This window comes from Chitinophaga sancti (genome assembly GCF_034087045.1).
In the GTDB taxonomy this organism is placed as follows: Bacteria; Bacteroidota; Bacteroidia; order Chitinophagales; family Chitinophagaceae; genus Chitinophaga; species Chitinophaga sancti_B.
Window position 1 is genome coordinate 5,133,186 of the sequence record NZ_CP139247.1, and the last position, 23,340, is coordinate 5,156,525.

At 45.1% G+C, this 23,340-nt stretch carries 18 protein-coding genes; 11 read left to right on the top strand and 7 right to left on the bottom strand.

The features are described from left to right. The first annotated feature begins 57 nt into the window (after positions 1 to 57). From SIO70_RS20950 to SIO70_RS20960, 3 genes are all read left to right on the top strand, one after another. Positions 58 to 1,749 carry a hypothetical protein gene (locus SIO70_RS20950; protein ID WP_320574000.1) on the top strand — a complete coding sequence of 564 codons (1,692 nt, stop codon included), beginning with the start codon at positions 58 to 60 and terminating at the stop codon, positions 1,747 to 1,749. 94 nt (positions 1,750 to 1,843) lie between these two features. Beyond that, positions 1,844 to 3,103 carry a putative DNA modification/repair radical SAM protein gene (locus SIO70_RS20955; protein WP_320574001.1) on the top strand — a complete coding sequence of 420 codons (1,260 nt, stop codon included), beginning with the start codon at positions 1,844 to 1,846 and terminating at the stop codon, positions 3,101 to 3,103. A 1-nt stretch (position 3,104) separates the two neighbouring features. Continuing rightward, complete coding sequence (locus tag SIO70_RS20960) at positions 3,105 to 3,836, top strand: TIGR03915 family putative DNA repair protein (protein WP_320574002.1); 732 nt, start codon at positions 3,105 to 3,107, stop codon at positions 3,834 to 3,836. Positions 3,837 to 3,980: 144 nt separating this feature from the next. Here SIO70_RS20960 and SIO70_RS20965 read toward each other — a convergent pair whose 3' ends face one another. Both SIO70_RS20965 and SIO70_RS20970 read right to left on the bottom strand, forming a co-directional pair. Continuing rightward, positions 3,981 to 5,186, bottom strand: a complete 1,206-nt coding sequence (locus SIO70_RS20965) for a DUF763 domain-containing protein (protein ID WP_320574003.1) — start codon at positions 5,184 to 5,186, stop codon at positions 3,981 to 3,983. A gap of 3 nt (positions 5,187 to 5,189) precedes the next feature. Next, positions 5,190 to 5,858 (bottom strand): MgtC/SapB family protein, encoded by a 669-nt coding sequence (locus SIO70_RS20970; RefSeq protein WP_320574004.1) that lies wholly within the window; start codon positions 5,856 to 5,858, stop codon positions 5,190 to 5,192. Between the two features lie 52 nt (positions 5,859 to 5,910). Between SIO70_RS20970 and SIO70_RS20975 the strand changes: the two genes are divergently transcribed. From SIO70_RS20975 to SIO70_RS20985, 3 genes are all read left to right on the top strand, one after another. Beyond that, on the top strand, positions 5,911 to 6,210 hold the full coding sequence (locus SIO70_RS20975) for a hypothetical protein (protein ID WP_320574006.1): 300 nt from the start codon (positions 5,911 to 5,913) through the stop codon (positions 6,208 to 6,210). Positions 6,211 to 6,289: 79 nt separating this feature from the next. Continuing rightward, a complete protein-coding gene (locus tag SIO70_RS20980; protein WP_320574008.1) occupies positions 6,290 to 6,526 on the top strand; it encodes a hypothetical protein in 237 nt (78 codons plus the stop codon). 220 nt (positions 6,527 to 6,746) lie between these two features. Then, positions 6,747 to 8,513: an ABC transporter ATP-binding protein gene (locus SIO70_RS20985; RefSeq protein ID WP_320574010.1), complete on the top strand. Its 1,767-nt coding sequence runs from the start codon at positions 6,747 to 6,749 to the stop codon at positions 8,511 to 8,513. A gap of 135 nt (positions 8,514 to 8,648) precedes the next feature. On the opposite strand, the gene SIO70_RS20990 is transcribed toward SIO70_RS20985, so the two are convergent. Together SIO70_RS20990 and SIO70_RS20995 are read right to left on the bottom strand one after the other, a co-directional pair. Then, positions 8,649 to 9,125: an acyl-CoA thioesterase gene (locus SIO70_RS20990; protein WP_320574011.1), complete on the bottom strand. Its 477-nt coding sequence runs from the start codon at positions 9,123 to 9,125 to the stop codon at positions 8,649 to 8,651. Positions 9,126 to 9,262: 137 nt separating this feature from the next. Then, positions 9,263 to 11,734, bottom strand: a complete 2,472-nt coding sequence (locus SIO70_RS20995; RefSeq protein ID WP_320574014.1) for an outer membrane beta-barrel family protein — start codon at positions 11,732 to 11,734, stop codon at positions 9,263 to 9,265. A gap of 148 nt (positions 11,735 to 11,882) precedes the next feature. Between SIO70_RS20995 and SIO70_RS21000 the strand changes: the two genes are divergently transcribed. Together SIO70_RS21000 and SIO70_RS21005 are read left to right on the top strand one after the other, a co-directional pair. Next, complete coding sequence (locus SIO70_RS21000) at positions 11,883 to 12,644, top strand: DUF695 domain-containing protein (protein WP_320574015.1); 762 nt, start codon at positions 11,883 to 11,885, stop codon at positions 12,642 to 12,644. A gap of 204 nt (positions 12,645 to 12,848) precedes the next feature. After that, positions 12,849 to 14,798 carry a hypothetical protein gene (locus SIO70_RS21005; RefSeq protein WP_320574017.1) on the top strand — a complete coding sequence of 650 codons (1,950 nt, stop codon included), beginning with the start codon at positions 12,849 to 12,851 and terminating at the stop codon, positions 14,796 to 14,798. Here SIO70_RS21005 and SIO70_RS21010 read toward each other — a convergent pair. Then, positions 14,791 to 17,250, bottom strand: a complete 2,460-nt coding sequence (locus tag SIO70_RS21010; protein WP_320574018.1) for an FdhF/YdeP family oxidoreductase — start codon at positions 17,248 to 17,250, stop codon at positions 14,791 to 14,793. The two genes, SIO70_RS21005 and SIO70_RS21010, sit on opposite strands and share 8 nt — an antisense overlap. Further along, positions 17,247 to 18,047, bottom strand: a complete 801-nt coding sequence (gene fdhD, locus SIO70_RS21015) for a formate dehydrogenase accessory sulfurtransferase FdhD (protein WP_320574020.1) — start codon at positions 18,045 to 18,047, stop codon at positions 17,247 to 17,249. Before fdhD ends, SIO70_RS21010 begins: the two co-directional genes overlap by 4 nt. A gap of 112 nt (positions 18,048 to 18,159) precedes the next feature. On the opposite strand from fdhD, the gene SIO70_RS21020 reads away from it, so the two are divergent. Together SIO70_RS21020 and SIO70_RS21025 are read left to right on the top strand one after the other, a co-directional pair. After that, positions 18,160 to 19,020, top strand: coding sequence for a neutral zinc metallopeptidase (locus SIO70_RS21020; protein WP_320574021.1), 861 nt, complete (start codon positions 18,160 to 18,162; stop codon positions 19,018 to 19,020). A 250-nt stretch (positions 19,021 to 19,270) separates the two neighbouring features. Then, complete coding sequence (locus SIO70_RS21025; protein ID WP_320574022.1) at positions 19,271 to 20,827, top strand: IS5 family transposase; 1,557 nt, start codon at positions 19,271 to 19,273, stop codon at positions 20,825 to 20,827. Between the two features lie 103 nt (positions 20,828 to 20,930). Here SIO70_RS21025 and SIO70_RS21030 read toward each other — a convergent pair whose 3' ends face one another. Continuing rightward, entirely contained in the window at positions 20,931 to 22,955 is a 2,025-nt protein-coding gene (locus SIO70_RS21030; RefSeq protein ID WP_320574024.1) for an ATP-binding protein, read from the bottom strand. A 104-nt stretch (positions 22,956 to 23,059) separates the two neighbouring features. Here SIO70_RS21030 and SIO70_RS21035 point away from each other — a divergent pair, with 104 nt between their 5' ends. Next, the gene (locus tag SIO70_RS21035; RefSeq protein WP_320574026.1) at positions 23,060 to 23,338 is read left to right on the top strand and encodes a SelT/SelW/SelH family protein; all 279 of its coding nucleotides are present in this window, start codon (positions 23,060 to 23,062) and stop codon (positions 23,336 to 23,338) included. Positions 23,339 to 23,340 lie beyond the last annotated feature (2 nt).

Below are 23,340 nucleotides of genomic sequence, written 5' to 3' on the forward strand. Positions count from 1 at the left end.
CTCCTATTTTTGGTCCGTTCAATACAATTTTACACTCGTTTTTATCCCCGTTTTTGTATGCCGTCAACTTATGCTCCGTTCAGCCGAAAGAGCGCTTTTGTTACAGAAATTGCAATCATTATCGGGCTGGCGTTGTTCCCCCTTTTTGTTCCCTTACCTTACAGGGTCAATATCTTTTTATCCTGGGAAGGGGCTTATCGTATTTCCCAGGGTCAGGTACCTTATCGTGATTTTGGGTTGCCATTAGGGTATGGTTTCTGGATCGTACCCGCATTGTTTTTTAAGATCTTTGGACCGCAGCTGGTGACTTTGGTGAAGGCGCAGGTGTTTATGAACATCCTGGCAGGAATCTCTTTCAGGTCTATCCTGAAAAGCCAGGATGTAAAGCCGGTAATACGGATTTTGTCCGTGTTGTTGTTTGTCCTGTCGTATTCTTTCTTCAACTTCTGGCCATGGTATAACCAGACGGTGATCGTGTATGAGTTGGTTGGACTGGCGTTTTTGTTCCGTTACCTGGTGGGACCAAAGGGCCGGGTTCAGTTCCTGCATCTTTTTTTAGCCGCCTTGTTCACCTTCCTGTCTTTCTTTACCAAACAGGACGGTGGTGGCCTGGCATTGTTGCTGTCACTGGCTTTGTTGACCTATAACAGCTTAAATCAGAAGCGGTTATGGGATGTGCCTTTATATATTGCTTTCTATGGTGTAGTCGCTGCGATCTTTATTGGTCCGTTTATTCAATATGGATTTGGATACTGGTTTAACCACGGACAGGCGCCGCATAATAGTCGTTTGTCATTGTACGATATTGTGTCAGAAGTGTTGTACCAGTCACAATGGATCAAGTTCTATATCGTGATGATGGTAGTCGTGTTGTTGCCAGCGTTTAAACAATTCAAAGCTTACTGGCAGGATAGACAGGCGATGTTGTTTACGCTGCTGACTTTAGGTATACTTGCAGAATCGGCTATCTTTCAGGTGACTAGCTACACGCCGCCTGATAATAATATCTTCTTCCATGCATTCGCATTTGCGTTTATTGCGTCCCGCTTAGTGGATCAGTTGCACATTGACCTGGGTAGAAAACCGGCATTTGCGGGTGCGGCATTACTTGTGCTGCTCTGGTGGTCAGGTACCTTCTGGAAATACATGGATAAGGTAGCGAGCCGCTTATTACCACATGATGAATCGGTGAATAAACTGCCGGCGCTACATGCGGATACCTCTTTTGCCGCTTTTGAGCCAATGGTGAGTAAGACGGGGGAGAATGTGGTGTCTCGTAACAACTATATGATCGAATGGGATACGACAGATGTACCTACTTCCAAATGGGTGTTCTCTGATCTGAAAGCGTTTAAAGGAATTTATATGCCGCCACAAACGGTGGAAGGCATGCGGAAACTGATGGATATGCCCGTGGTAAAAAACAATAAAGGACACCTTAAAGTATTGAACATGACGGAGTTAACTCCGTTGGCCGCAGAAATGCCTTATACCCCGGAAACGGGTAGCGATAGTCCACTCTGGTATCATTTGGGTGTAGGGATGTTCAATAAACAGCTGAGTGTGTTCACCCAAAAGGTGAGAAGCCAGTATTATGATGTGGTGTTGTACGAATATGCGCCGGAGAATAATAACTTCTTCCCGTTTGCTTTGCGGTATGAGCTGGAGGCGCATTATAAGAAAGCGGATGTGTTTTTGGCGCCGAGAAGGCCCACGCATGCCATTATAGAGGTGTATGTGAAAGAGTAACCTGATTTTTGAAGGGCTTGTATCAGCCAGATACAGGCTCTTTTTATGTATTTAAATGCTAAATATTTTAGTATTTTTGGCTAAAGTGATTGTCATGCAGGAAAGAGTTCACGAAAAGCTATCCATACTGGCGGACGCTGCCAAATACGATGTAAGTTGTGCAAGCAGTGGCAGCGACCGGAAAAATACAAACAAAGGACTAGGCAACGCCCATCCGGGTATGGGTATTTGCCATTCTTATACACCCGATGGGCGATGTATCTCTCTCTTAAAGATGCTGTTAACCAATTACTGCATTTACGATTGTGCCTATTGCGTATCCCGCAAGAGCAACGATATTAAAAGGGCAGCTTTTACTGTACAGGAGGTCGTGGATCTGACGATCAATTTTTACCGAAGGAATTATATAGAAGGGCTTTTCCTCAGTTCGGGGATATTTAAAAACCCGGATTATACGATGGAACGCATGGTGAGGATTGCTAAAGACCTGAGAACCATACACAAGTTCAATGGCTACATCCATCTCAAAGCCATTCCCGGTGCTAGCGATGAACTGATGAAGGAAGCCGGTATGTATGCAGACCGGTTGAGTGTCAACCTGGAACTACCTACTGAGGAAGGACTAAAATTATTAGCACCGGAGAAAAAGCGGGCGGATATGATCCAGCCCATGAACTTTCTTAAAAATGAAATTATCCGGCTGGATGATGAAAGGAAGGTGTTAAAAAAGGTACCCACCTTTGTACCTGCAGGCCAAAGTACACAGGTCATAGTGGGAGCAGGGAAGGAAACGGATAAGGATATCGTACACCTGGCCTCCCGGTTCTACCAGCAGTTCAGGTTGAAGCGGGTGTATTATTCCGGTTATGTACCCATCAGTAACGATGCCCGCTTACCGGGTTTGCAAAGTCAGGTACCCATGATGAGGGAGAACCGGTTATACCAGGCGGACTGGCTAATGCGGTTCTATGGATTCAATGCACAGGAGTTACTAAATGATACCCATCCTTACCTTGATACCGAGATTGACCCGAAATTATCCTGGGCATTGCGGAACCTTCACTATTTCCCGATAGATATCAATACGGCCGATAAAATGCTGATCGCCAGAATTCCGGGTATAGGTATGAACAGCGTGAACAAGATCATCGCCGCGCGTAGTTTCAGTGCCCTGGGTTGGGATCAGTTACAGCAAATAGGGGTTCAATTAAACCGTGCTAAGTACTTCATTACGTGTAAGAAAGGTGCGATGGAAAAGAAGGATTATACTTCCGAACAGATCCGGCGACAGATCCTGCACCAGTCACATAGCAAGTACCAAAAACTACATACTCCTCAACTTTCTTTATTCTGATATGGAGATTTATCTATATGATGGTTCGTTTGAAGGGTTCTTAACGGCCGTGTTCGATAGTTATAAAAAACAGGGGGTGATCAGGAAGGAAAATACCTTCGTCCCGGACATGTTTGCGACCACCATTTCAGTACAAACTGACCTGGAAAAGGCCGATCGGGTTTGGATGGGCCTTAGCAAAAAACTATCAGCCGATGGTTTACACCAGTTTTTTGCTGCATTTCTCTCAGAAATGGAGGTTATTGAAGATCAATTGTTAAACTATGTTCGTTATGTATTTGAAAACCAGTTGTCTATAGAGCATGATTTTGGTAATGCTTTTGTGCTCTTTGTTGCCCAGACGGCTCGCAAGGTCCATAGAGAGAAGCATCGAATGGAGGCATTTGTACGGTTTCAATTGACGAAAGATGGTATTTATTTCAGCCTGGTCGCCCCGGACTATAATGTGCTTCCTTTGATCATCCGGCACTTTAAAGAGCGATATGCAGATCAGCGTTGGATGATTTATGACAGGGTGAGGAACTATGGAATTTACTATGATCTGGAGAAGGTGGATACTGTTTGGATGGAGATGGATAAACAGGAGGGGATTTGGGATCCGAATGAAAATGACTACCAGGCATTGTGGCAGACCTATTATAAAGGGGCAAATATAGCGGGTAGGGTAAATAGGAAATTGCAGTTACAGCATATGCCTAAAAGGTATTGGAAGTATCTGCCGGAATTGAGGTAGATGTGTCTTCATTCATTTTAAAGCCGGGTAGCTTCCGTATGTATTATGGCTGATTGAGGACGATTTTCGTTAATCAACTAATCAAATAAACTCAACTGGTTGGTATTAAGAACCTATCAATAGGCAGTATGTTGGCCTTTTTCGTTAATCAAATAAACTCAACTGGTTGTTTTTGGGGGGCGGTTTCTCCTTTCCAAATATCGTTCTCCCTCCATGTCTCCATGAATCTTTCCGCTCCCGCTCAACTACCTCATCAAACCGCTCGTTCGGTATAAAATCCTTTTCCAATTGCTGTGACAATACCGACAACTTCCTGATCGCATCCTGCTTATCATTCTGGCCAATCTTCGCCTTATTCACCGCCTCCCGCATCACACTGATCGTTTCATCATACACATTCACCGGCACGGGAAACGGATGTCCATCCTTTCCTCCATGAGCAAAAGAAAACCTTGCCGGGTCAGAAAACCTTGAAGGGGTACCATGTATCACCTCACTCACCAAAGTCAGCGATTGCAATGTTCTCGGACCCACGCCTTCCATCAGTAACAGTGTCTCAAAATCCATCACCTGTCTTTCATGGGCCACCGCCAGCACGGCACCTAACCTTTTCAGATCCACATTTTCTGCCCGCACATCATGGTGCGAAGGCATGGTGAGCTTCCGGATCTCCGGCAATAGTTGTTCAGGAGAAGTCTTTACCAGTTCGATGAGCCCATCCTTCGTTGGCATAGCCGCCTTGTCAGTCAGGTTCAAAATCAGCCCCTGGTTCTTACCATATATAAAGGAATGCGGGGTCTCTGTAAAATTGCGCACCGTTGCCGAATGCCAGTGGTACCTACGCGCCATGCCATTGCCATCATTCATCCCTTGCTGCACCACCGCCCAATCTCCTTCACTTGAAACAATAAAGGAGTGGAGATATAATTGAAAGCCATCCTGCATAGCCGTATTATCTACTTTGGCTGCCAGCTTACTATGTCTTACCAACTCATGGCCTGGTAAACCGGTTTTGTCTGCAATAATGAGCAGCTCCTGCGGTGTGGCCCGGGAATGCTTTCCTTTGCCACCACATATATATATCCCCAGTTCATGCGCCTTAGGGTTTAATGCCTTTTTCAAAGCTCCCATCACGGATGTCGTGATGCCTGAAGAATGCCAGTCCATTCCCAATACACATCCCAATGCCTGAAACCAGCAGGGATCGCTCAATCGTCTCAGTACTTCCGCCTTACCATAGTCAGCGACAATCGTTTCAATAATAGCCCCACCCAGCAGGCTCATTCTGGCTGCCAGCCAGGGTGGCACTGACCCGTAATGTAAAGGTAGATCCGCATACGCACGTGACATAGTCTACAATGGATTTGTTTGCATTTCGAATTGACAAATGTCGGGATTATTCTGAAGGTAATGACTCATTTCTTTCATATCAGCCGGATTACCTTTGATTTCAAACCTGTTTTCAACGATGTTTTGAGAGCGAGACACCATCAAATGCTTGTGAATCATATTAAAACGCTTAAAGATGGACAGGAAATCAAGGTCCTTAGTCTGAGAAGTATCAAAGGAGATGGAAACCGTTTTCTTCTGCTGTACCTTCGAGATCCATTTTTCAATCACTTTCAACCCTTGTAGAACGATCAGCACCAATATGAGTGCTATTGTCACCAAAGTATAGTGACCCATGCCCACCCCGATTCCCAGCGCGGCAGCTATCCAGATGGTAGCAGCGGTTGTAATACCATCAATACTGTAAGTGCCTTTAAAAATAACTCCCGCCCCGATAAAACCGACACCTGTGAGAATATTGGAAGCCACCCGGTCCGGACTTCCGGGCATCCCCAATTCTACCGAAAGTATGGTAAACAGGGTGCTTCCCACACAAATCAGTGTAAGGGTACGCATGCCTGCCGCCTTGTGATGAAATTCCCGCTCCATGCCCAAAAGGGCTCCTGTGAGACAGGAAACTACTACTTTGAGTATCGTAGGTAATTCAATTAATTGAAAGAAAACGTTTTCCATAACCTGTGCTAATTATAATGAGGTGCGCGTTGGCACAATTATTTCAAATAAAATGTGTATTCAACATTATTTGTTCATCCTGACAATCTGGTTAATCATGAAAATGCAAAAAAAAGACCTGGGCACCCAAGCGATCAATTTCCGTCTCGCAGTTTGTAAAGTTTGTATAACCGCATGTTTTGCGATGGCGCTCAGCCTCTTTCTCTTTGCGTGTGAAAGCAGCAATAGCTCAGGTTCTACTGATAGCAGTGCTGCCTCTATGCAGAATGATACAACGACAACTGCACCCGTAGATACAGCAACCATGCCTGTAGATTCAGCCACCCGTCCAGATTCAACAACGAATCACTAAGCTGGTGCGTTTACGCTACTAATTGTGGAAAATAATTCCTCAGAAAACATTGATATTCTTTATAATATAATGTAATTGCATGAAAAAGGTATATATTATTTTAATTGCAGGAGGTGCATTCATTACATCGTGTGGAAACGGGAAAAATTCCGGTACTGATTCTACTACGACAACTGTAGATACTTCGATGACCGGCATCAACCCTGATACTATTCCGGCGGCAGATGTGCCGGCAGGCGCGCCGAATCCGGGAGAAGATTCATCCCGCTATGGCACCGGCACGCAGGACAGCTCTAAAAACAGAAGGCCCCAGTAAATAAATTGTAAATGACGGAACCCTCCGTCATTTATTTTTTATAGCCCGGCCATAATTGACAATAAATACACGTGAATTAGGTTAATAGGCGCTTCCGCTTCGGCGGGAGCGCCTTGCTTTTGGAAATTTCCCCCATATTTGTACAATATTTACTATTCCACCCCGTCATAACCTATATCAGCTCCCTGTAATTATAAAATTGTACTTCGTAATTTATTCTATGGAACAACACCAAGACGTTAAGAAAGCATCATTTAAAAAGACCTTTCGCTTATACAAATACATCAGGCCCTATTGGCCTATGTTCAGCGTAGGCATGTTATTATTATTTATTACCAGTTTATCGAACCTCGCATTTCCACGTTTATTGGGCGACCTGGTAGACAATGGTACTCACACGAAAGACATTTCGGCAATCAACCACACAGGACTTTGGCTCATCGGGTTACTTTTAGTGCAGGGCATCCTGGGTTATTTCAGGATCAACATTTTTGTCAGGGTCACGGAACGCTCGCTGGCTTCCCTCCGCCAGCATGTGTACAACCACCTGATCCGCCTGCCCATGAGTTTTTTCCTGAACCGCAGGGTGGGAGAGCTGGGCAGCCGTATTTCGTCTGACATCTCCCTGCTACAGGAGACGTTTACCACCACCGTCGCCGAATTTATCCGGCAGATCATTATAATAGTAGGAGGTATTGTATTGCTGGTACATACTTCTGCACAACTGACGGTGTTGATGCTGGGCACCCTGCCGGTAATTGTGATCCTGGCCTGGTTGTTTGGCCGGGTGGTACGCAAATATTCCAAACAGGCACAGAGCCAGGTAGCAGAAGCGAATACCATCGTGGAAGAAACCCTGCAGGGGATATTGAATGTGAAGGCATTCGCCAATGAGTTTTTTGAAATGCGGCGGTACCGGCACAAAACTTCTGAAGTAGCAAAAACCGGTATTAAGACAGGTACTTACCGGGGCGCATTTGCCGCCTTTATGATCCTGGGTGTATTTGGAGCAATCGTAGCGGTGATCTGGAGAGGTGCGGTATTAATTGCAATGGGTAACCTGCAACCAGGATTACTGATCTCCTTTGTTTTGTACTCTACTTTTATTGGTGCATCTGTAGCCGGACTGGCCGAAGTATATGCCACCATTCAAAAGACCCTGGGTGCTACCGAACACCTGCTGGAAATTCTCGACGAACCGGCAGAACCCATTACGGATAGTGCGCTGATCTCTGAAAAAGATCACCTGAATGGGGAGATCTCTTTCAATCACCTCGCTTTTCGCTACCCCTCCAGGGACGACCTGAATGTATTGCAGGATATCTCTTTCGACATCGAAGCCGACCAGCAAATAGCTTTGGTAGGTCCAAGTGGAGCAGGCAAGAGTACGATCGCCTCTTTATTATTAAGATTGTATGAACCGGCAGGCGGCAGTATCTCATTCAATGGCCGTGATGCGGCAGACTTCCCCTTGTCTGCATTGAGGAGCCAGATGGCTATCGTACCACAGGATGTATTTCTCTTTGGCGGCACCATTCGCGAAAACATCGCTTATGGCAAACCGGAGGCCACCCCGGACGAAATCATTGCTGCGGCAAAACAAGCTAACGCGTGGGAATTTATACAGCGCTTTCCGGAAGGACTGGATACCGTAGTCGGTGAGAGAGGTATACAATTGTCCGGCGGACAGCGGCAAAGGATTGCCATAGCCCGGGCTGTGCTGAAAGATCCAAGGATCCTGATACTGGACGAAGCCACGTCTGCACTGGATTCTGAGTCAGAAAAGCTGGTGCAGGATGCACTCGAAAAACTGATGCGTGGTCGGACTTCTATAGTGATCGCTCATAGGTTGGCGACTGTACGCCAGGCAGATAAGATTATCGTGCTGGATAAAGGCCGCATTATAGAGCAGGGTACACACCAGGAATTGCTCATGGTAGATGGGGGATTGTATAAAACCCTGAGTGAGATGCAGTTTACCCATTGATCTCATATAAGAAGGGGATGTATGATAAGTAACAGGAAGGCTATGAGAATTGCATGTACGAAATTCCCGACATCAGTAAAGATAGCCTAATAAAAATGGGGCGTTCCGGAGTATGGGACGCCCCTTTCTTATATATCAGAGATAAGGCTTCATCTCTTCTTCAATATTCATTCTCAATGCCATGAGCTTTTTAGCATAAGCTTCCATTTCAAGTGCGGCAGGCGTTTCGGGATGCCATTTGGGTACCGGAACCGTCTTGCCGTGATCATCAACGGCAGCGAACACCATTACACAGTGGGTTGTTTTGATCCTGTCATGCTGGCGGGGATTGCCTGCGGACACGTTGATGGCGATGTGCATACTGGTGTTGCCGGTGTAGATCACAGTAGCATTGATTTCTACCATGTCGCCAATCTGGATAGGACGGATAAAACGAATACCCCCAACATACACGGTCACACAATACTGACCGCTCCAATTAGCTGCACATGCATATCCTGCCTGGTCAATCCATTTCATCACGGCGCCCCCGTGAACCTTTCCGCCGAAATTAACATCCGATGGCTCTGCGAGGAAACGCAGGGTCACTGTGTTACTGATTGTATCTGTCATAGTGCGCGATTTGAACATTGCAAGATACTCATAAATAAAAAAGCAGCGCCCCCAAATATTGAAGGCGCTGCAAAAACTACTACAAACAAATTGATCGCTGACGCTTGCCTGTCAGTAATCAGAAATCATTTACTGAATCAGAAATCACCATTTCCTCCCTGTTCTTCTCCCTTCTTATTCTCTTTCTTTTTTCCAGCATCTATCTTACCAAATCTCCAGGACACATTCAACCGTGCTTCGCGGGTAGCACGCTTGCGATAATATTCCTGCTCAGAATAATCAGTATTTGTGTAATTGATACTACGGTCTGTATTGAAAATATCATTGATACCCATGGACACCACCAGTGATCTGTCTTTCAGGAACTCCTTGCGCAGCGCTGCATCCACGGTATATTTTCCGGCTCTTTCTCCCTGGGCCATAATCTGTTTGGACTCATAGATGCCAGTAACCTGCAAGGTGGTTCTATACGGCAATTTGTAATTCGTATTGATCTTACCAAAGAAGATAAACCCTGAATTTGTCAGGTTCGTCTGCAGGTTGGAAGCATTGATCTTCGTCTGTGCCATGTTCAGGTTCGTGGTCACATCCCAGTCTTTGGTCAACTGGTTACGCACGGTAAACTCTGCACCATAAGCATTCCTTGTATCTGCATTCACAGGGTAAGTCAATACTACTTTCTGTGCTACACCATTCACGGTAATCGTGGTATCAGATGAGTAATCGGTGATCGCATTCTTTGTATTACGGAAATACAATGACACCATTACATTGTGCTTTCGATTGAAATCTTTCAGATAGCTAAACTCAAATGAATTGGTGAATTCAGGTTTCAATGTCGGGTTACCACGGCTAGCACTCTGGGCGGTGTAATTCAGGTTAGGCAACAGATCCCTGAACCATGGACGACGTACACGACGTGTGTAATTCAGCTGCAGCTCATGATCACCTTTGAACTTCTGAGATATAAACATACTGGGAAACAGGCTGATAGGGTAGCTGATCTTATAATTACTTTTAGTCGTGCTGGTCATATCACCACTGTAATAAGACTGTTCTCCTCTCAAACCTCCCATGTAACCAAAGTTGCCCAGCGAACCGGAGTAGCTGATGTAACCCGCGTTGATGGTTTCTTTGTAATGATAGTTGTTAGAGAGTGAGCTATCGTAAACGTAGTCTCCGGTAGCGTTGTTCAGTCCCATGGTAGTCAGCGTATTATTAAAGATACGGCTGGTGGTACGCAAACCTGCTTCAACCTTTGAAGTTTCAGACAGCGGATTTACGTAGTCAATCTGACCTGTCACATAAGTGGTGTTACCACCTCCATACGCATATCGCTTAGCAGGGGCGGTAGGTGTATCGATTGCAACATGATCCAGCGTATAATATTGTAAAGAATAATCACTACCATCCTTGCTGGTGGCATAGTTGTAATTGAAATCTGCCGTCAGCTCGTGACCCTGTTTTGCAAAAGTATGTTTGTAACCCAACTGACCGGCATAGTTGCGGAAGTTGTGGTTATCATTGTCAACACCTGAACCATATCTTACCTGCTCTTTGCCGGTGTTCAGGTTGTACAGCATCAGGTTATTATCATTACGGAAATCGCCTGCGTTGATGCTGGTACTGATGCTAAAAGTATTGCGGTTGTCCATGAACCAGTCAAAGCCGATACGGCCATATTGAAATTTACGGCTCTGGTCACCATTTTCATATTGGTCCAGGTAAGTAGTGGTATCAGTACCGATGTTTTTACGGAACAGGTGTTCATTAGAAGAACCTTTACGGGAACGCACATTATAACTCAGGGAGAGATTGAACTTTTCACGACGGATACTGAAATCGAAACCGCCATTCACACCACCCAGAGAAGAAATACCTGCGTTCACCTGTCCGTTGATGCCTGCTTTCCTGTTTTTCTTCAATACTATATTTAATATACCGCTCACACCTTCCGCATCATATTTTGCAGATGGGTTGGTGATCACTTCGATATTCGCAATTGCATCTGCAGGAATCTGATCCATGGTGAGGGTAGTAGGGCGGCCGTCAACAAAAATGGTCGGAGAACCATTACGGACAGTCACATTACCGTCAATGTCTACACTTACAGCCGGTACCTGTTTCAAAACGTCGGTGGCGGTACCGCCTACGCTGGAAATGTTTTTTTCCACGTTGAATACGCGTTTATCAATCGCCATGGTGTAAGCGGGTTTTTCACCTACGATCTCTACAGCAGCCAGAACTTTCGCATTAGTGCCGAGCTTGATATTACCAACATCGATAATATTATTTTTCGATGTTAAGGTAATTGCTTTATAAACGGTAGAATACCCAATGAAATTTACCTTCAATAAATACTTTCCTGTAGGAATTACAGGGAAATTAAAATCCCCGTTTGGTTTCGAGAGCATACCGGTCACTACGCTGGAATCGACAGCGCGCAGGATGGCAACGGAGGCATACTCGATGGGAGTATTGGATTGTTCATCCATCAATTTCCCCTGAATAGACCCATTTTCAGGTGATTGGTGGTTGTTTTGTTGAGCATAAGAAAATGATAGAAATGACAGCGTCATTCCCATACATAACGAGACAAATTTGTGCATGATCCAAATAACTTTTCTAATGTAAGCCTGTAACTGGAGCTAAAAATAAATGTTTTATAAAAAGTTTCCTGTGATAATGGATGAATGGCGAACATGATTGATGTATCTTTACAGCCGGACCGTTACAATTTTCGAATAGCAAATTTTTATGTCTAACGCCTACCAGCCAGATTGGGATTTATACACTTGTCACATAGATGACCACCCGGCCATTATAGGGCTAGACCTCGACCTACGGCGATTCGCACCGCTGAACAGTAAACCGCATGCTATTTATGTGTCTGTATATTTGAATACTCCCCGGGCCGATGGGTTTCCACAGGGAGAAGAGTTTCAAGTGTTGGGTGAAATTGAGGACAGCCTGGTCAAAGGATTGGAATCAAAGCTGAATGCACACTTTGTGGGCAGGACGATTTCCAATGGTGTAAGAGATTTTTATTTTTATTCCGGTGACACAACATTATATGATAAGCATATAGCTGATGTGATGATCGGATTTCCTAATTATCAATATGATTTTGGAGTAAAGGAAGATCGTACCTGGGAATTGTACTTTGATTTCCTGCTACCAGACAAGGTAGAGTTCCAGCGAATACAGAACCGCAAGGTGCTGCGCACGCTGAAACAACATGGGGATATTGAGGAAAAAGCCAGACACATTGATCACTATATTTATTTCAATTCGGAAGAAGACAGGGAGCGATACTGGCAGCAGATCAGCAAAGAAGGATTTGTTGTGCAGCAGCGTAACCTGAGTGGTAATGAAGAACGGCCTTACAGCCTGCATGTATCCAGACATGACTGTACAGATGAACGAAGCATTAATGCTGTCGTGCTTTTGCTGTTTGAACTGGCACAAGCGATCAATGCAGACTACAATGGCTGGGAAACGACGGTTGTAAACAGTTAACCTGTTTCCGATAGTCCATTTATTGGATCAAATCGCTTATGTCTATGGCATAAGCGATTTTTTCGCGCGTGTAGGTTCGTGATTTTTATTTAGATTACTTACAACTGTTGTATGCTCTTTGCTAAGAAGTGCAGATAAGTTATTATACGAGTGGGAAATCGATCAAAAATATTGTTGCACTTTCTGGTTTGCTGTTGCCTGGCTATGCCGTTACTTATTCGGCAAGCATATGGCAGCACGCGAAAGGATACGGTTATTATTCCACGTTATTTATATAGCGCTTCCCCTTCCAGGGATACTCTACCAACCAGGTTATACAAGCCGATCGCAGATACCATTCCCATTCCCATTCCGTTATTTAAACCCAAACCACCTTCCAGAAGCTGGTTCCATCGTGTAGCGGAGTATAGAGATTCCCTGCGTCGCAGGGATTACCGCGACTCCCTGATCCGGAAAATGACCCGGCAGAACGCACCGGAACCACCTACTACAGACAGCAGTATTATTAAGAGTGAACAGTATTTCATTCCTTTTACCGGGAGGGTGATCCGGGATATCTATTATCGTAAGGTAAATGTATTCGGTCCGCAGAACATACGGGACACGGCGTTTACGACTTCCATGAAGCTGATCAAACTCGCCAACCGCCTTCACTATAATACGGAAGAATGGGTGATACGGCAGGCATTGTTCTTTAAATCGGGCGATACCCTGAACCCTTACGAAATGTCGGACAATGAGCGTTACCTGCGTAGCCGGCCGTATATGCAGGATGCCCGTTTGTATATTATCAATGCCGGCGCCAGCCCGGACTCACTGGATCTGTTGGTGGTGACCAAAGATGTATTTGAATATGGTGTTGATGTCGGCGAAGCCAGTACTTCGGCAGTGAGAACCACTGTTTATAATAATAACCTGTTTGGTGCCGGCCAGGAATTGCGTGTTGGCGCCTATTGGAAGAATAGCTATAACCCGCCCTGGGGATCGGAGGTGAAGTATACGAAATACAATGCATTGGGCACCTTTGCCGATATCTCGCTGGGGTATACGACACTCAATAACTATTTCCCCCTGGATTCAGGGGTGTTTGAAGGCGCGTATTATTTAAATATCAACAGGCCACTCTATAACTCGTCTGCCGATTGGGCAGGTGGGATCGGGTTGAGAAGGAGCTTCTCTATCAACGCCCGTGAACAACCTGATACTATTTACAGGGATTACAAGTACGAATTGCTGGAATTATGGGGAGGTTACAACCTGATCAAGCAGGACAAACATAACCTGAACAATCAGCGTCCTAACCTGGCTATTCTGCTGGCACATTCCAACCAGATGTTCCTTAAAACGCCCAGGCAGCCAATTTATAAGTTCGATCCTATTTATAATAATCACCGTTATTACCTGGCGCAGGCCATTGTATTCCGGAATGAGTTCTTCAAGTCTACCCATTTCTTTGGGTTTGGCAGAACGGAGGATATTCCACTGGGGTACAATGCGAGTGTGACCTCTGGTTGGGAAACCTGGAAAGGACGTACCCGGGCTTATGCCGGTATTGAAGGACAGAAGTTTTGGGTCACAAAACTAAAAGGGATCTTTAACGCCCAGGTCGGGGTAGGTACTTTTTATCAGAATGGCAGGTCAGAAGATGCGGTGATTCATACCAAACTGGAATATTACAGTCGTTCATTCAGGTTAGGGAAGGGCCGGTTCAGGGAATTTGCCTATTTTGATTACCTGGGAAACCCTAACCCATATTTTTATAAGCCCCTGCAGTTAAATATGGAACATGGGATCTATGGATATAAAGGGGTTCCACTGACTGGTTATCAAAGAGTCAACCTGAGATCAGAGACGGTGTATTATAGTCCACTGAAAGTGCTGGGCTTTAAGTTCAACTGGTTTACCACCTTACAGGCTACCCAGATGACGATCAATAGTAACAATGTGTTTAAGAATCCCATTTATACCGGGGTGGGGTTGGGTTGTAGAATCAAAAATGAAAACCTGCCGCTTAACACACTCCTGTTTGATGTTAATTATTTCCCAAATGCACCGGCTCCTGTAAAACCTGTTTACTTTGAAATTACGACGACGGTGGATTTCAGGTTTGATATTTTTACACTGAAGATGCCGAATTTTATTAGTTTCAGGTGATTGATTTTTTTATTTTTATGATCACCAGCTTGGAAGTAGGTGTATTACTTTTATCGGCCACGCTATCCAGCGGTACGAGTGCATTTGTCTCCGGAAAGTAAGTGGCGGTGCACCTTTCAGGAATGTCGTACAGGACCACTAAAAAGTTCCTCACTACTCTTTCCACACCCCCAAAATTATTGTATAAGTCCACCTTATCTCCTCCTTTTATTTTATGTTTCGCCGCTTCGGCTTCGTTCATGAGTATCACACGACGCTCCTGGTAGATACCTCTGTACCGATCGTCCAGACCATAAATAGTGGTATTGAACTGGTCGTGGCTCCGGATGGTCATCATCATGAATTCATCGTCATTTAAGGTGGTTCGGGTCACAGGGGCCACATTGAAGTTCGCCTTCAGGTTCGTGGTATTGTATTTCCCTTCGCGGGCGCCGTTGGGCAGGTAAAAGCCACCGGGGTGCCGTACCCGTTGGTTATAATTATCAAAACCCGGGATGACCCTTTCCAGGTCGTCACGGATATAATCATAGTGACGGCTGTAACGTGGCCAGTCGACTACAGTGCGATCTTTTAAAGTGGCCATGGCGAGCCTGCATACGATCGTGGGTTCACTGAGTAGCTGGTCAGAAATGGGAGACAGGTTCCCTTTGGACATTTGAACGACTCCCATGGAGTTTTCGCAGGTCACGAATTGTCGTTCTCCATTTATGGTGTCTTTGTCACTACGGCCGAGGGTGGGTAAGATAATGGCTTCCCTGCCATGTACCAGGTGACTTCTGTTCAGTTTTGTAGATACGTGTACGGTCAGGTTACAGTTGCGTAACGCATTGGCCGTCTGCACGGTATCGGGAGTGGCTGAAAGGAAGTTGCCACCCATGGCAAAGAATACCTTGCCTTTGCCGTCGCGCATGGCGCGGATAGCAGCGACTACATCCCAACCATGTTCCCTGGGAGGATCGAAACCGTATACTTCCTGGATTTTATCCAACAGCGCCTTCGACGGTCTTTCGAAAATACCGACGGTACGATCACCCTGCACATTGCTATGACCGCGTACCGGGCAGGTGCCGGCGCCGGGTTTGCCAATACTGCCTTTTAACAATAGCAGGTTGACGATTTCTTTGATGGTGTCAACGGCGTTTTTGTGTTGGGTGAGTCCCATGGCCCAGCAGGCAATGATTTTCTTTTTATGTACTAAAGCATGGACGGCAGCTTTTATTTGTGCTAAGGACACACCGCAGTCATTGACTAACTGATCTAAGTTTTGTTCCTGTAAATGAGCGATGTAGGCTTCGTATCCGCTGGTATTGTTTTGAATAAATTCAGGGTCGAATACGGTGCCGGGATGGGTTTCTTCTTCTTTTAGCAGGAGCAGGTTGATGGCTTTAATCAGTGCCATATCTCCATTGATCTTTACCTGCAGGAAGATATCTGTAAGGTGACTATCAATGTGGAGCATACCTTTCACCGTTTGCGGATTCATGAATCCGAGCAGGCCGGTTTCTTTTAATGGATTCGCAGAGATAATGGTCACGCCTTTTGCTTTTGCCTTTTGCAGGGCGGTGAGCATGCGGGGGTGATTTGTACCGGGATTTTGTCCTAAAATGAAAATCACTTCGGCTTCGTATAGGTCATCGAGTGTGACGGAGCCTTTGCCGATACCGACAGATTCGATGAGGGCGACACCACTGGATTCGTGGCACATGTTGGAACAATCAGGGAGGTTGTTCGTACCATATTCCCTGACGAATAATTGATATAGAAAAGCCGCTTCATTGCTGGTACGGCCGGAGGTATAAAAGATGGCTTCATTGGGAGAGGACAATACATTGAGATGAGCGCCGATTGTTTCGAATGCTTTGTCCCAGGTGATGGGGGTATAATGGGTGGCGCCTTCGGCGAGGTACATGGGCTGGGCCACACGACCTTTTTTACCGATTTCGTAGTCGGTGAGGGTTGCCAGTTCAGCTACGCTGTTTTGAGCGAAGAAGGTGGCGTCCAGGCGTTTGGTAGTGGCTTCTTCAGCGACAGCTTTGGCGCCGTTTTCGCAATATTCGGCTATACCGGATCGCTCATCGTCCGGGTCAGGCCATGCACAACCGGGGCAGTCGAAGCCATTTTTCTGATTGAGTTTGTTTAAGGCTTTGAGACCTCTGATGGCGTCCATTTCGGCGAGAATGTGCTGCATGGCGTGGATGACTGCGGGTAGACCGGCAGCAGAGGATTTGGGTTTGCCAAGGCGGAAATGTCCTGTGAAGGTTTCAGGGTTTTCGGCGTTGGGTGGGTTCATGGAAGGGGAATTGGTTTTAAATGAATCCGGATTTTCGGCGTTTGATAGGTCTCCGTTGTTGGGGTTTGCTGTGGATGATTCCTGGTTTCCAGCATTGGATTTTTCTCCATTGCGGGAGAGTGCTATGGATGATTCCGGATTTTCAGCATTGTTCTTGATCATAACGCGATTTTTTCCTGTCCATGATAAATATTAAAACGCCCTTCTCTCAAGAAACCGATCAGGGTGATATTCCATTCTTTTGCCATTTTTACTGCCATGCTGCTGGGTGCGCCTACGGCAGCGATAACTGGGATACCTGCTACAGCGGCTTTTTGAATCAATTCAAAACCGGCTCTGCCGCTGAGAAGTAATCCATATTGGGTAAAATCGAGATCTTGTTTTATACCAGTACCAATCAATTTATCCACTGCATTATGTCGGCCGATATCTTCCTTTATGTGCAGCAAATGTCCTTCTGTATTAAATAAAGCAGCCGCATGTAAGCCACCGGTATTATCAAATACCGCTTGCTGGTTACGTAACATTGCAGGTAGTTCATGTAAAATAGCGGCGGGAACCTTGATACGGGAGGTAGTTTTGGAGACTGGCGTATAAATCGCATCCAGGTCGGTTTTACCACAAACCCCACAACTTGCATTTGCCAGAAAATTTCGTTGAGCAGGTTGTAAAGAAGGCGTGATGCCTGGTTGTAAAGTAACGGAGGCGACGTTATTATTATAATAAATGTTTTTTATTGCTGCGTATTGGGTAATGATTCCCTCAGTAAATAAAAAACCGGCGGCGAGTTCCTCATCTTGTCCGGGCGATCGCATGGTCACTGTAATAGTTTGCTGCTGACCATTATGCACCAGGCGTATTTCGAGGGGTTCCTCGGCTGCCAGGGCATCTTCAGTAGCTGTGACAAGTGTATCCGTTACCCTTGTAATGTGCGCGTAGGATATGGCGGGATTTGACATATATCGAAGTTACTGAAATCTCATGGTTGGCGTGCCAGTCCCTTCAGGGGTTGGTACGTTTTTTTCACGGTCATTTTGTACTTTCGGTTCTCATTAATCAAAAACAATCTATATGCGTTGGCAAAACAGACGACTAAGCGATAACGTGGAAGATCGCCGCGGCGGCGGTGGTGGAGGTGGTATGAGGAATATCGGTATCGGTGGCGTTATCATCATCGTTGTACTGGCACTCATTACTAAACAAAGTCCACAGGCGTTATTGAATAAGGTATCGCAGAGTACCGGTGGTGGTACTGAGCAAACTACTTCTCAGACTGTGACGAAAACCAGTGATGAGGAAGCACGTTTTGCATCTTCAGTTTTGGCCAATACAGAAGATGTATGGACGGAGCTGTTCAGGGAAATGCATAAGGAATATGAAGCACCTAAAATGGTATTGTTTACAGATGTAGACCAGTCAGGTTGTGGTACGGCACAATCAGCGATGGGACCATTCTATTGTCCTGCAGATGATAGGGTGTACCTGGATCTGAGCTTCTTTAATGAAATGGAGACGCGGTTCAAGGTAGTGGGTGATTTTGCTAAAGCCTATGTGATTGCACATGAGGTGGGGCATCATATCCAGAACCTGCTGGGTATAAGTAGAAAGATGCAGGCTATGCGTTCACAGCTGAGTGAAACGGAATATAATAAACTGTCAGTAAAACTGGAATTGCAGGCGGATTTTTTGGCGGGTGTGTGGGCGCATCATGCGCAGAAAATGGATAATATATTGGATCCGGGAGATATTGAGGAAGCGTTGAATGCAGCGAGTGCGGTGGGTGATGACAAGTTGCAGGAAGCAGCGAATGGCAGAGTGGTACCGGATGCGTTTACGCATGGGACTTCAGCACAGCGTATGCGGTGGTTTAAGAAAGGGTTTGATACCGGGGATATAAAGGATGGGGATACGTTTAATGCGAGTAATTTATAATTGAAACTAAGGCCGGAGGGGTTTTGTTATTCGGGCAACTACTGGTTGGATATAATTAAACTAAAGCCAGAGATTTTATTATTCGAAGAATTTCCGGTTGGATATAATTAAAATAAAACCAGAGATACTTTTAATATAAGTAGGGTGTGCTGAATAAGTATTAATCTATTGTTAATCAATGTTGTATGGCCTGTTTTTTGCTTGAATAGTGTATAAATATTGAATGAATCATCTCCAAAAGCATGCAGCCATGATACGTTATACACCTGCAAAACAATTGACATTAGAAGGTTTTTCCACACCCTTCTCGCAGCAGTTATCCACTTCCAACAGGTGGGTTATACTCGCTGCAAAGATTCCGTGGGACAAACTGGCGGATGTGTATTATAAAAAGATGCGGGCTGATTTCGGAGCGCCAACCTTGAGTGCGCGGATGGTAATTGGTGCGGTGATCATCAAACATATACTGAATATAGACGATCGTGAGGTAGTAGAGCAGATCACAGAAAACATATATCTGCAATATTTTGTAGGTCTAAGCAGTTTTCAACAGGAAGCTCCCTTTGATGCATCGCTGATGGTCAGTATTAGAAAACGGTTAGGCGTAGAGGTGATGTCCAGGTTGAATGAGATTATCTTGCAGGAAGCGGGATTAACCAAAGCGAAAGAAGAGAAAACATCGGATGCCGGCAGTAAGGATGAAAGTGATGGGGATGGAGGAGAGAGCAATAAAGTTGGCTGCCAGGCGGATGCAGAGATAGTAAAAGAAACGCCATCTGAAGGACTATCAGGAACATTGATGTTAGACGCGACGGTGTCAGAGCAACAGATCGATTATCCAACGGATATTAAGTTATTAAATGAGGGGCGCCGTCAATTGGAAGGGATAATAGAGCGGGGATGTCTGGCTGCTGAACTGATTATGCCGCGGATGTATCGCAATATAGCCAGGAAGCAATATTTGAACATTGCCAAAAAGAAAAACAAAAGCAAAAGAGACATACGCAGGGGTATCCGTCAGCAATTGCAATATGTTAAGCGGGATTTAAAGTATATCAACTGGCTGATTGAAACAGGACCTACTTTTAAGGAGACATTGAAACCGAAAGAGTGGACGTTAATACAAGTGATCCAGGAAATGTATCGTCAGCAGGTAGAGATGTATAAGAAAAGAGAACAGAAAATATCTGATCGGATTGTAAGTATCTATCAACCGCATGTGCGTCCGATGCCGAGAGGCAAAGACCGCGTATCAACGGAGTTTGGCAGCAAGCAACTGGTGTTGTTGAAAGATGGTTACACACATATTGAGAAGCTGAGTTGGGATAATTACAATGAAGGAGGATTACTAATCGAATGCCTGGAAACCCATAAACGCTTGTTTGGGTGTTATCCGGAGCGGGTATTAGGAGATCAGTTGTTCGGCACACGTGAAAACCGACGATACATGAAGGAAAAAGGGATCCGTTATGTTGGCAAGCCATTGGGTCGGCCCTCATCAGATAGTAAGCAGCAAAAGCGATTATTGCAAAAGCAGATGCCGGAACGAAATGCGATTGAAGGGAAATTTGGACAGGGGAAAAATGCATACGGTCTGGGTAAGATCAAGGCCCGTCTTAAGGATACAGCTGAGAGTTGGGTGATGTCTATTTACTTTGTTATGAATCTGCTTAAACTGGCAGCAGGTTCTTTTTTGTCATTACTCCAAATCTATTACTGGCTGGTAACAGAGGGTTATTTAACGATAATGGTGAGTTGCCCGGATGCACAACTTAGACCTCGATATATGAGACGTATGGAATGGTAAATAGCAAGGTGTCAAAATGAAATATAATTCATCGGAAAACTTATTCAGCAGACCCTAAGTAATCTCTGGTTAAATATAATTGACATGGAAACCGCTGTTATTTCTAATTTGAATAATCTCTTGTAGGTTGTAAAATAATCGTCATACCATGGGCATTGGTTTCCTCTTCTTCCGACAACGGAAGTGTGAAGTGGAAACTGGTGCCTTTTTCTTTATAACTATGAAACCAGATCTCCCCATTGTTTCGCTGAATGAAATCCTTTGATAATGGCAATCCCAATCCACAACCTTTCTCATTTTGTGTACCAGTTGTAGAATAATAAATATTGGAGAAAATTTTGGATTGATCTTCAGATGGAATTCCAATCCCATTATCTTTTACCATTATCTCCACCTTATCCGGCGATAGCCGGTAATCAATGGTAATACTTCCGTTTTTTGGCGTGAATTTAATGGCATTGCTAATCAGGTTCCGCAGCACCATGCGGATCATATCCTTATCAGCAAATACATGAATCACAGGTGGCAGGGAATGATTTAACTGAATATTCTTTTGTCTGGCCAATGTTTGCAGCAACTCGAACTCGCTGTTCAACAAAACTGTGATATTAAAATCATCAGGCCTTACCCGAATCCCTTTCATCTGGCTATTGGCCCATTGCAGGAGGTTATCCATCATGGAGGAGGTATTTTTCATATCTCTCCACAGCTCATCTACGAACATTTTAAATTGTTCCTGTGACATCTTTTCATCCCTCAACAAGAACAACATTCCTTCCAGGATACCCAGTGGTGCCCGGAGATCGTGAGAGATCACGGAGAAGATTTTATCTTTTACCTGGTTGCCACTTTCCAGTGCTGCATTCTGATCCAGAATGATCTGGTTTTGTTGTTGAACGCGCCGGTTCCGGCTATTTAACTGGCCATACAGGTCCTTTTGTCTTTTGAATACGCGGTATAACAATACGGTGATGGTAGCCAGTGCCATGAATAATGCAATACAAAAAATGACAAGAATCTGTTGTTGCCTGATGGTAGCCAGGTGTAGCTGCTGTTCTTTTTTCAGCAGTTCATTTTCATGTTGTTTCTTTTCTGACTCGTATTTCTCTTTGGAGTTGGCGATGAAGCGGGATTTTTCCGTACTATAGAAGTCGTCGCTCAGGGCATGGAATTCCTTGAAGCTTTCCAGTGCCTCGGCAAAGTTACCCCTGGCAGAGTCCAGCATGGAACGATACCGGTAATAGATCATTTCATTGCGGGTGTTCTGCATACCTTTATTCAGCCGTGCCGCGTTTTCCAGGTCTTCTTCAGCGGCAGTAAAATCTTTCAGGAACGTATGTGTCTGTGCCATGTTCAGGTACGCCTTTACCACACCCTGAATATTGTCTGACTCCTTATAATATTGGGAAGCCATGGTATGGTATCGAAGCGCCTCCTGATACTCTCCCTTTACAGAGAGGATAATTCCAATATTTTCGTAGGCGTAAGCCAGGCCCCGTTGGTCGTTGAGGGCGAGCTTGATCCTTTCGGAAGCATAGAGAAAGTGCAGGGCGGAGTCCCATTCTTTGAGCACCATATAACTGGTACCAATTCCGTTCAGGGTTTTACCTATTTCGGCCTGGTCATTTCCTTTCTGTTTGATAGCCAGGGCTTTCTTCTGGTAGAGTAACCCTTGTCTGGGCTGTTGCTGTTCGATCAGGATATTGCCCAGGTCAGCATTGAGTATACCGGTAGCGCGGAGGTCTTTCAGCTGTTCCGCCAGTTTGAGGGCGTCCAGTGTCAGGTCCATCTGTTTTTCGAGGTTGCCTTTGGCATTTTCGGCCAGGGCAAGGTTGCGGGTAGCCCACAACTTACCAGGCAGATAGTATAGGCTATCGCTGATATAAAGAGCTTCTTTTGCGTAAGTCTCTGTCAGGGAAGGAGCCTGGGTAAAGAGAAAACGGCTTAATTGATTGAGTATGTTGACACGGGTGGTATCTTTTGTAGGATGCGCGGCCAGTACTTTTGTCAGACTATCAGTCAGTTGTGACTGCGCAATACTTGCCACCGGCTTCGTAAAGAACAATACCAGCATCAATATCAATATGGTGTATAGGGCAGATCTCCTTCTCTGCCAGTAAGTATTCATTATCGGTATAAATTATTTTCTTAGGGTCACCTGAATGCTGTGCTAAAATTATAAAAAAATTGGATGCAAAGTATATTTACTGGAATCGTTGTAACTTTCACCCCATGAAACCGACAGTTACAATTGAATATTGCCCAAAATGTGGGTGGCTGATGAGAGCAGCCTGGATGGCACAGGAATTATTGACCACATTTGCAGAAGAGCTGCATGGCGTGACCCTGAAGCCCAGTGAAGTAGGCGGTAGCTATATTATTTATCTGAATGACGAGGTGCTGATAGACCGTAAGGTGCTTGGACATTTCCCTGAAATTAAAGAAGTTAAACAGCAGGTAAGAGACAAAGTCGCCCCTGAGAAAAGCCTGGGTCACTCAGATAGAAAATAAGA

Bases quoted from the DNA above. Each gene is read 5' to 3' on its own strand.
- SIO70_RS20985 (WP_320574010.1), top strand. From the start codon at position 6,747: ATGGAACAACACCAAGACGTTAAGAAAGCATCATTTAAAAAGACCTTT.
- SIO70_RS21035 (WP_320574026.1), top strand. From the start codon at position 23,060: ATGAAACCGACAGTTACAATTGAATATTGCCCAAAATGTGGGTGGCTG.
- SIO70_RS20975 (WP_320574006.1), top strand. From the start codon at position 5,911: ATGTGTATTCAACATTATTTGTTCATCCTGACAATCTGGTTAATCATG.
- SIO70_RS20980 (WP_320574008.1), top strand. From the start codon at position 6,290: ATGAAAAAGGTATATATTATTTTAATTGCAGGAGGTGCATTCATTACA.
- SIO70_RS21005 (WP_320574017.1), top strand. From the start codon at position 12,849: ATGCCGTTACTTATTCGGCAAGCATATGGCAGCACGCGAAAGGATACG.
- SIO70_RS20955 (WP_320574001.1), top strand. From the start codon at position 1,844: ATGCAGGAAAGAGTTCACGAAAAGCTATCCATACTGGCGGACGCTGCC.
- SIO70_RS20990 (WP_320574011.1), bottom strand. From the start codon at position 9,125: ATGACAGATACAATCAGTAACACAGTGACCCTGCGTTTCCTCGCAGAG.
- SIO70_RS21030 (WP_320574024.1), bottom strand. From the start codon at position 22,955: ATGAATACTTACTGGCAGAGAAGGAGATCTGCCCTATACACCATATTG.
- SIO70_RS21020 (WP_320574021.1), top strand. From the start codon at position 18,160: ATGCGTTGGCAAAACAGACGACTAAGCGATAACGTGGAAGATCGCCGC.
- SIO70_RS21010 (WP_320574018.1), bottom strand. From the start codon at position 17,250: ATGATCAAGAACAATGCTGAAAATCCGGAATCATCCATAGCACTCTCC.
- SIO70_RS21025 (WP_320574022.1), top strand. From the start codon at position 19,271: ATGATACGTTATACACCTGCAAAACAATTGACATTAGAAGGTTTTTCC.
- SIO70_RS20950 (WP_320574000.1), top strand. From the start codon at position 58: ATGCCGTCAACTTATGCTCCGTTCAGCCGAAAGAGCGCTTTTGTTACA.
- SIO70_RS20995 (WP_320574014.1), bottom strand. From the start codon at position 11,734: ATGCACAAATTTGTCTCGTTATGTATGGGAATGACGCTGTCATTTCTA.
- fdhD (WP_320574020.1), bottom strand. From the start codon at position 18,047: ATGTCAAATCCCGCCATATCCTACGCGCACATTACAAGGGTAACGGAT.
- SIO70_RS20970 (WP_320574004.1), bottom strand. From the start codon at position 5,858: ATGGAAAACGTTTTCTTTCAATTAATTGAATTACCTACGATACTCAAA.
- SIO70_RS20965 (WP_320574003.1), bottom strand. From the start codon at position 5,186: ATGTCACGTGCGTATGCGGATCTACCTTTACATTACGGGTCAGTGCCA.
- SIO70_RS21000 (WP_320574015.1), top strand. From the start codon at position 11,883: ATGTCTAACGCCTACCAGCCAGATTGGGATTTATACACTTGTCACATA.
- SIO70_RS20960 (WP_320574002.1), top strand. From the start codon at position 3,105: ATGGAGATTTATCTATATGATGGTTCGTTTGAAGGGTTCTTAACGGCC.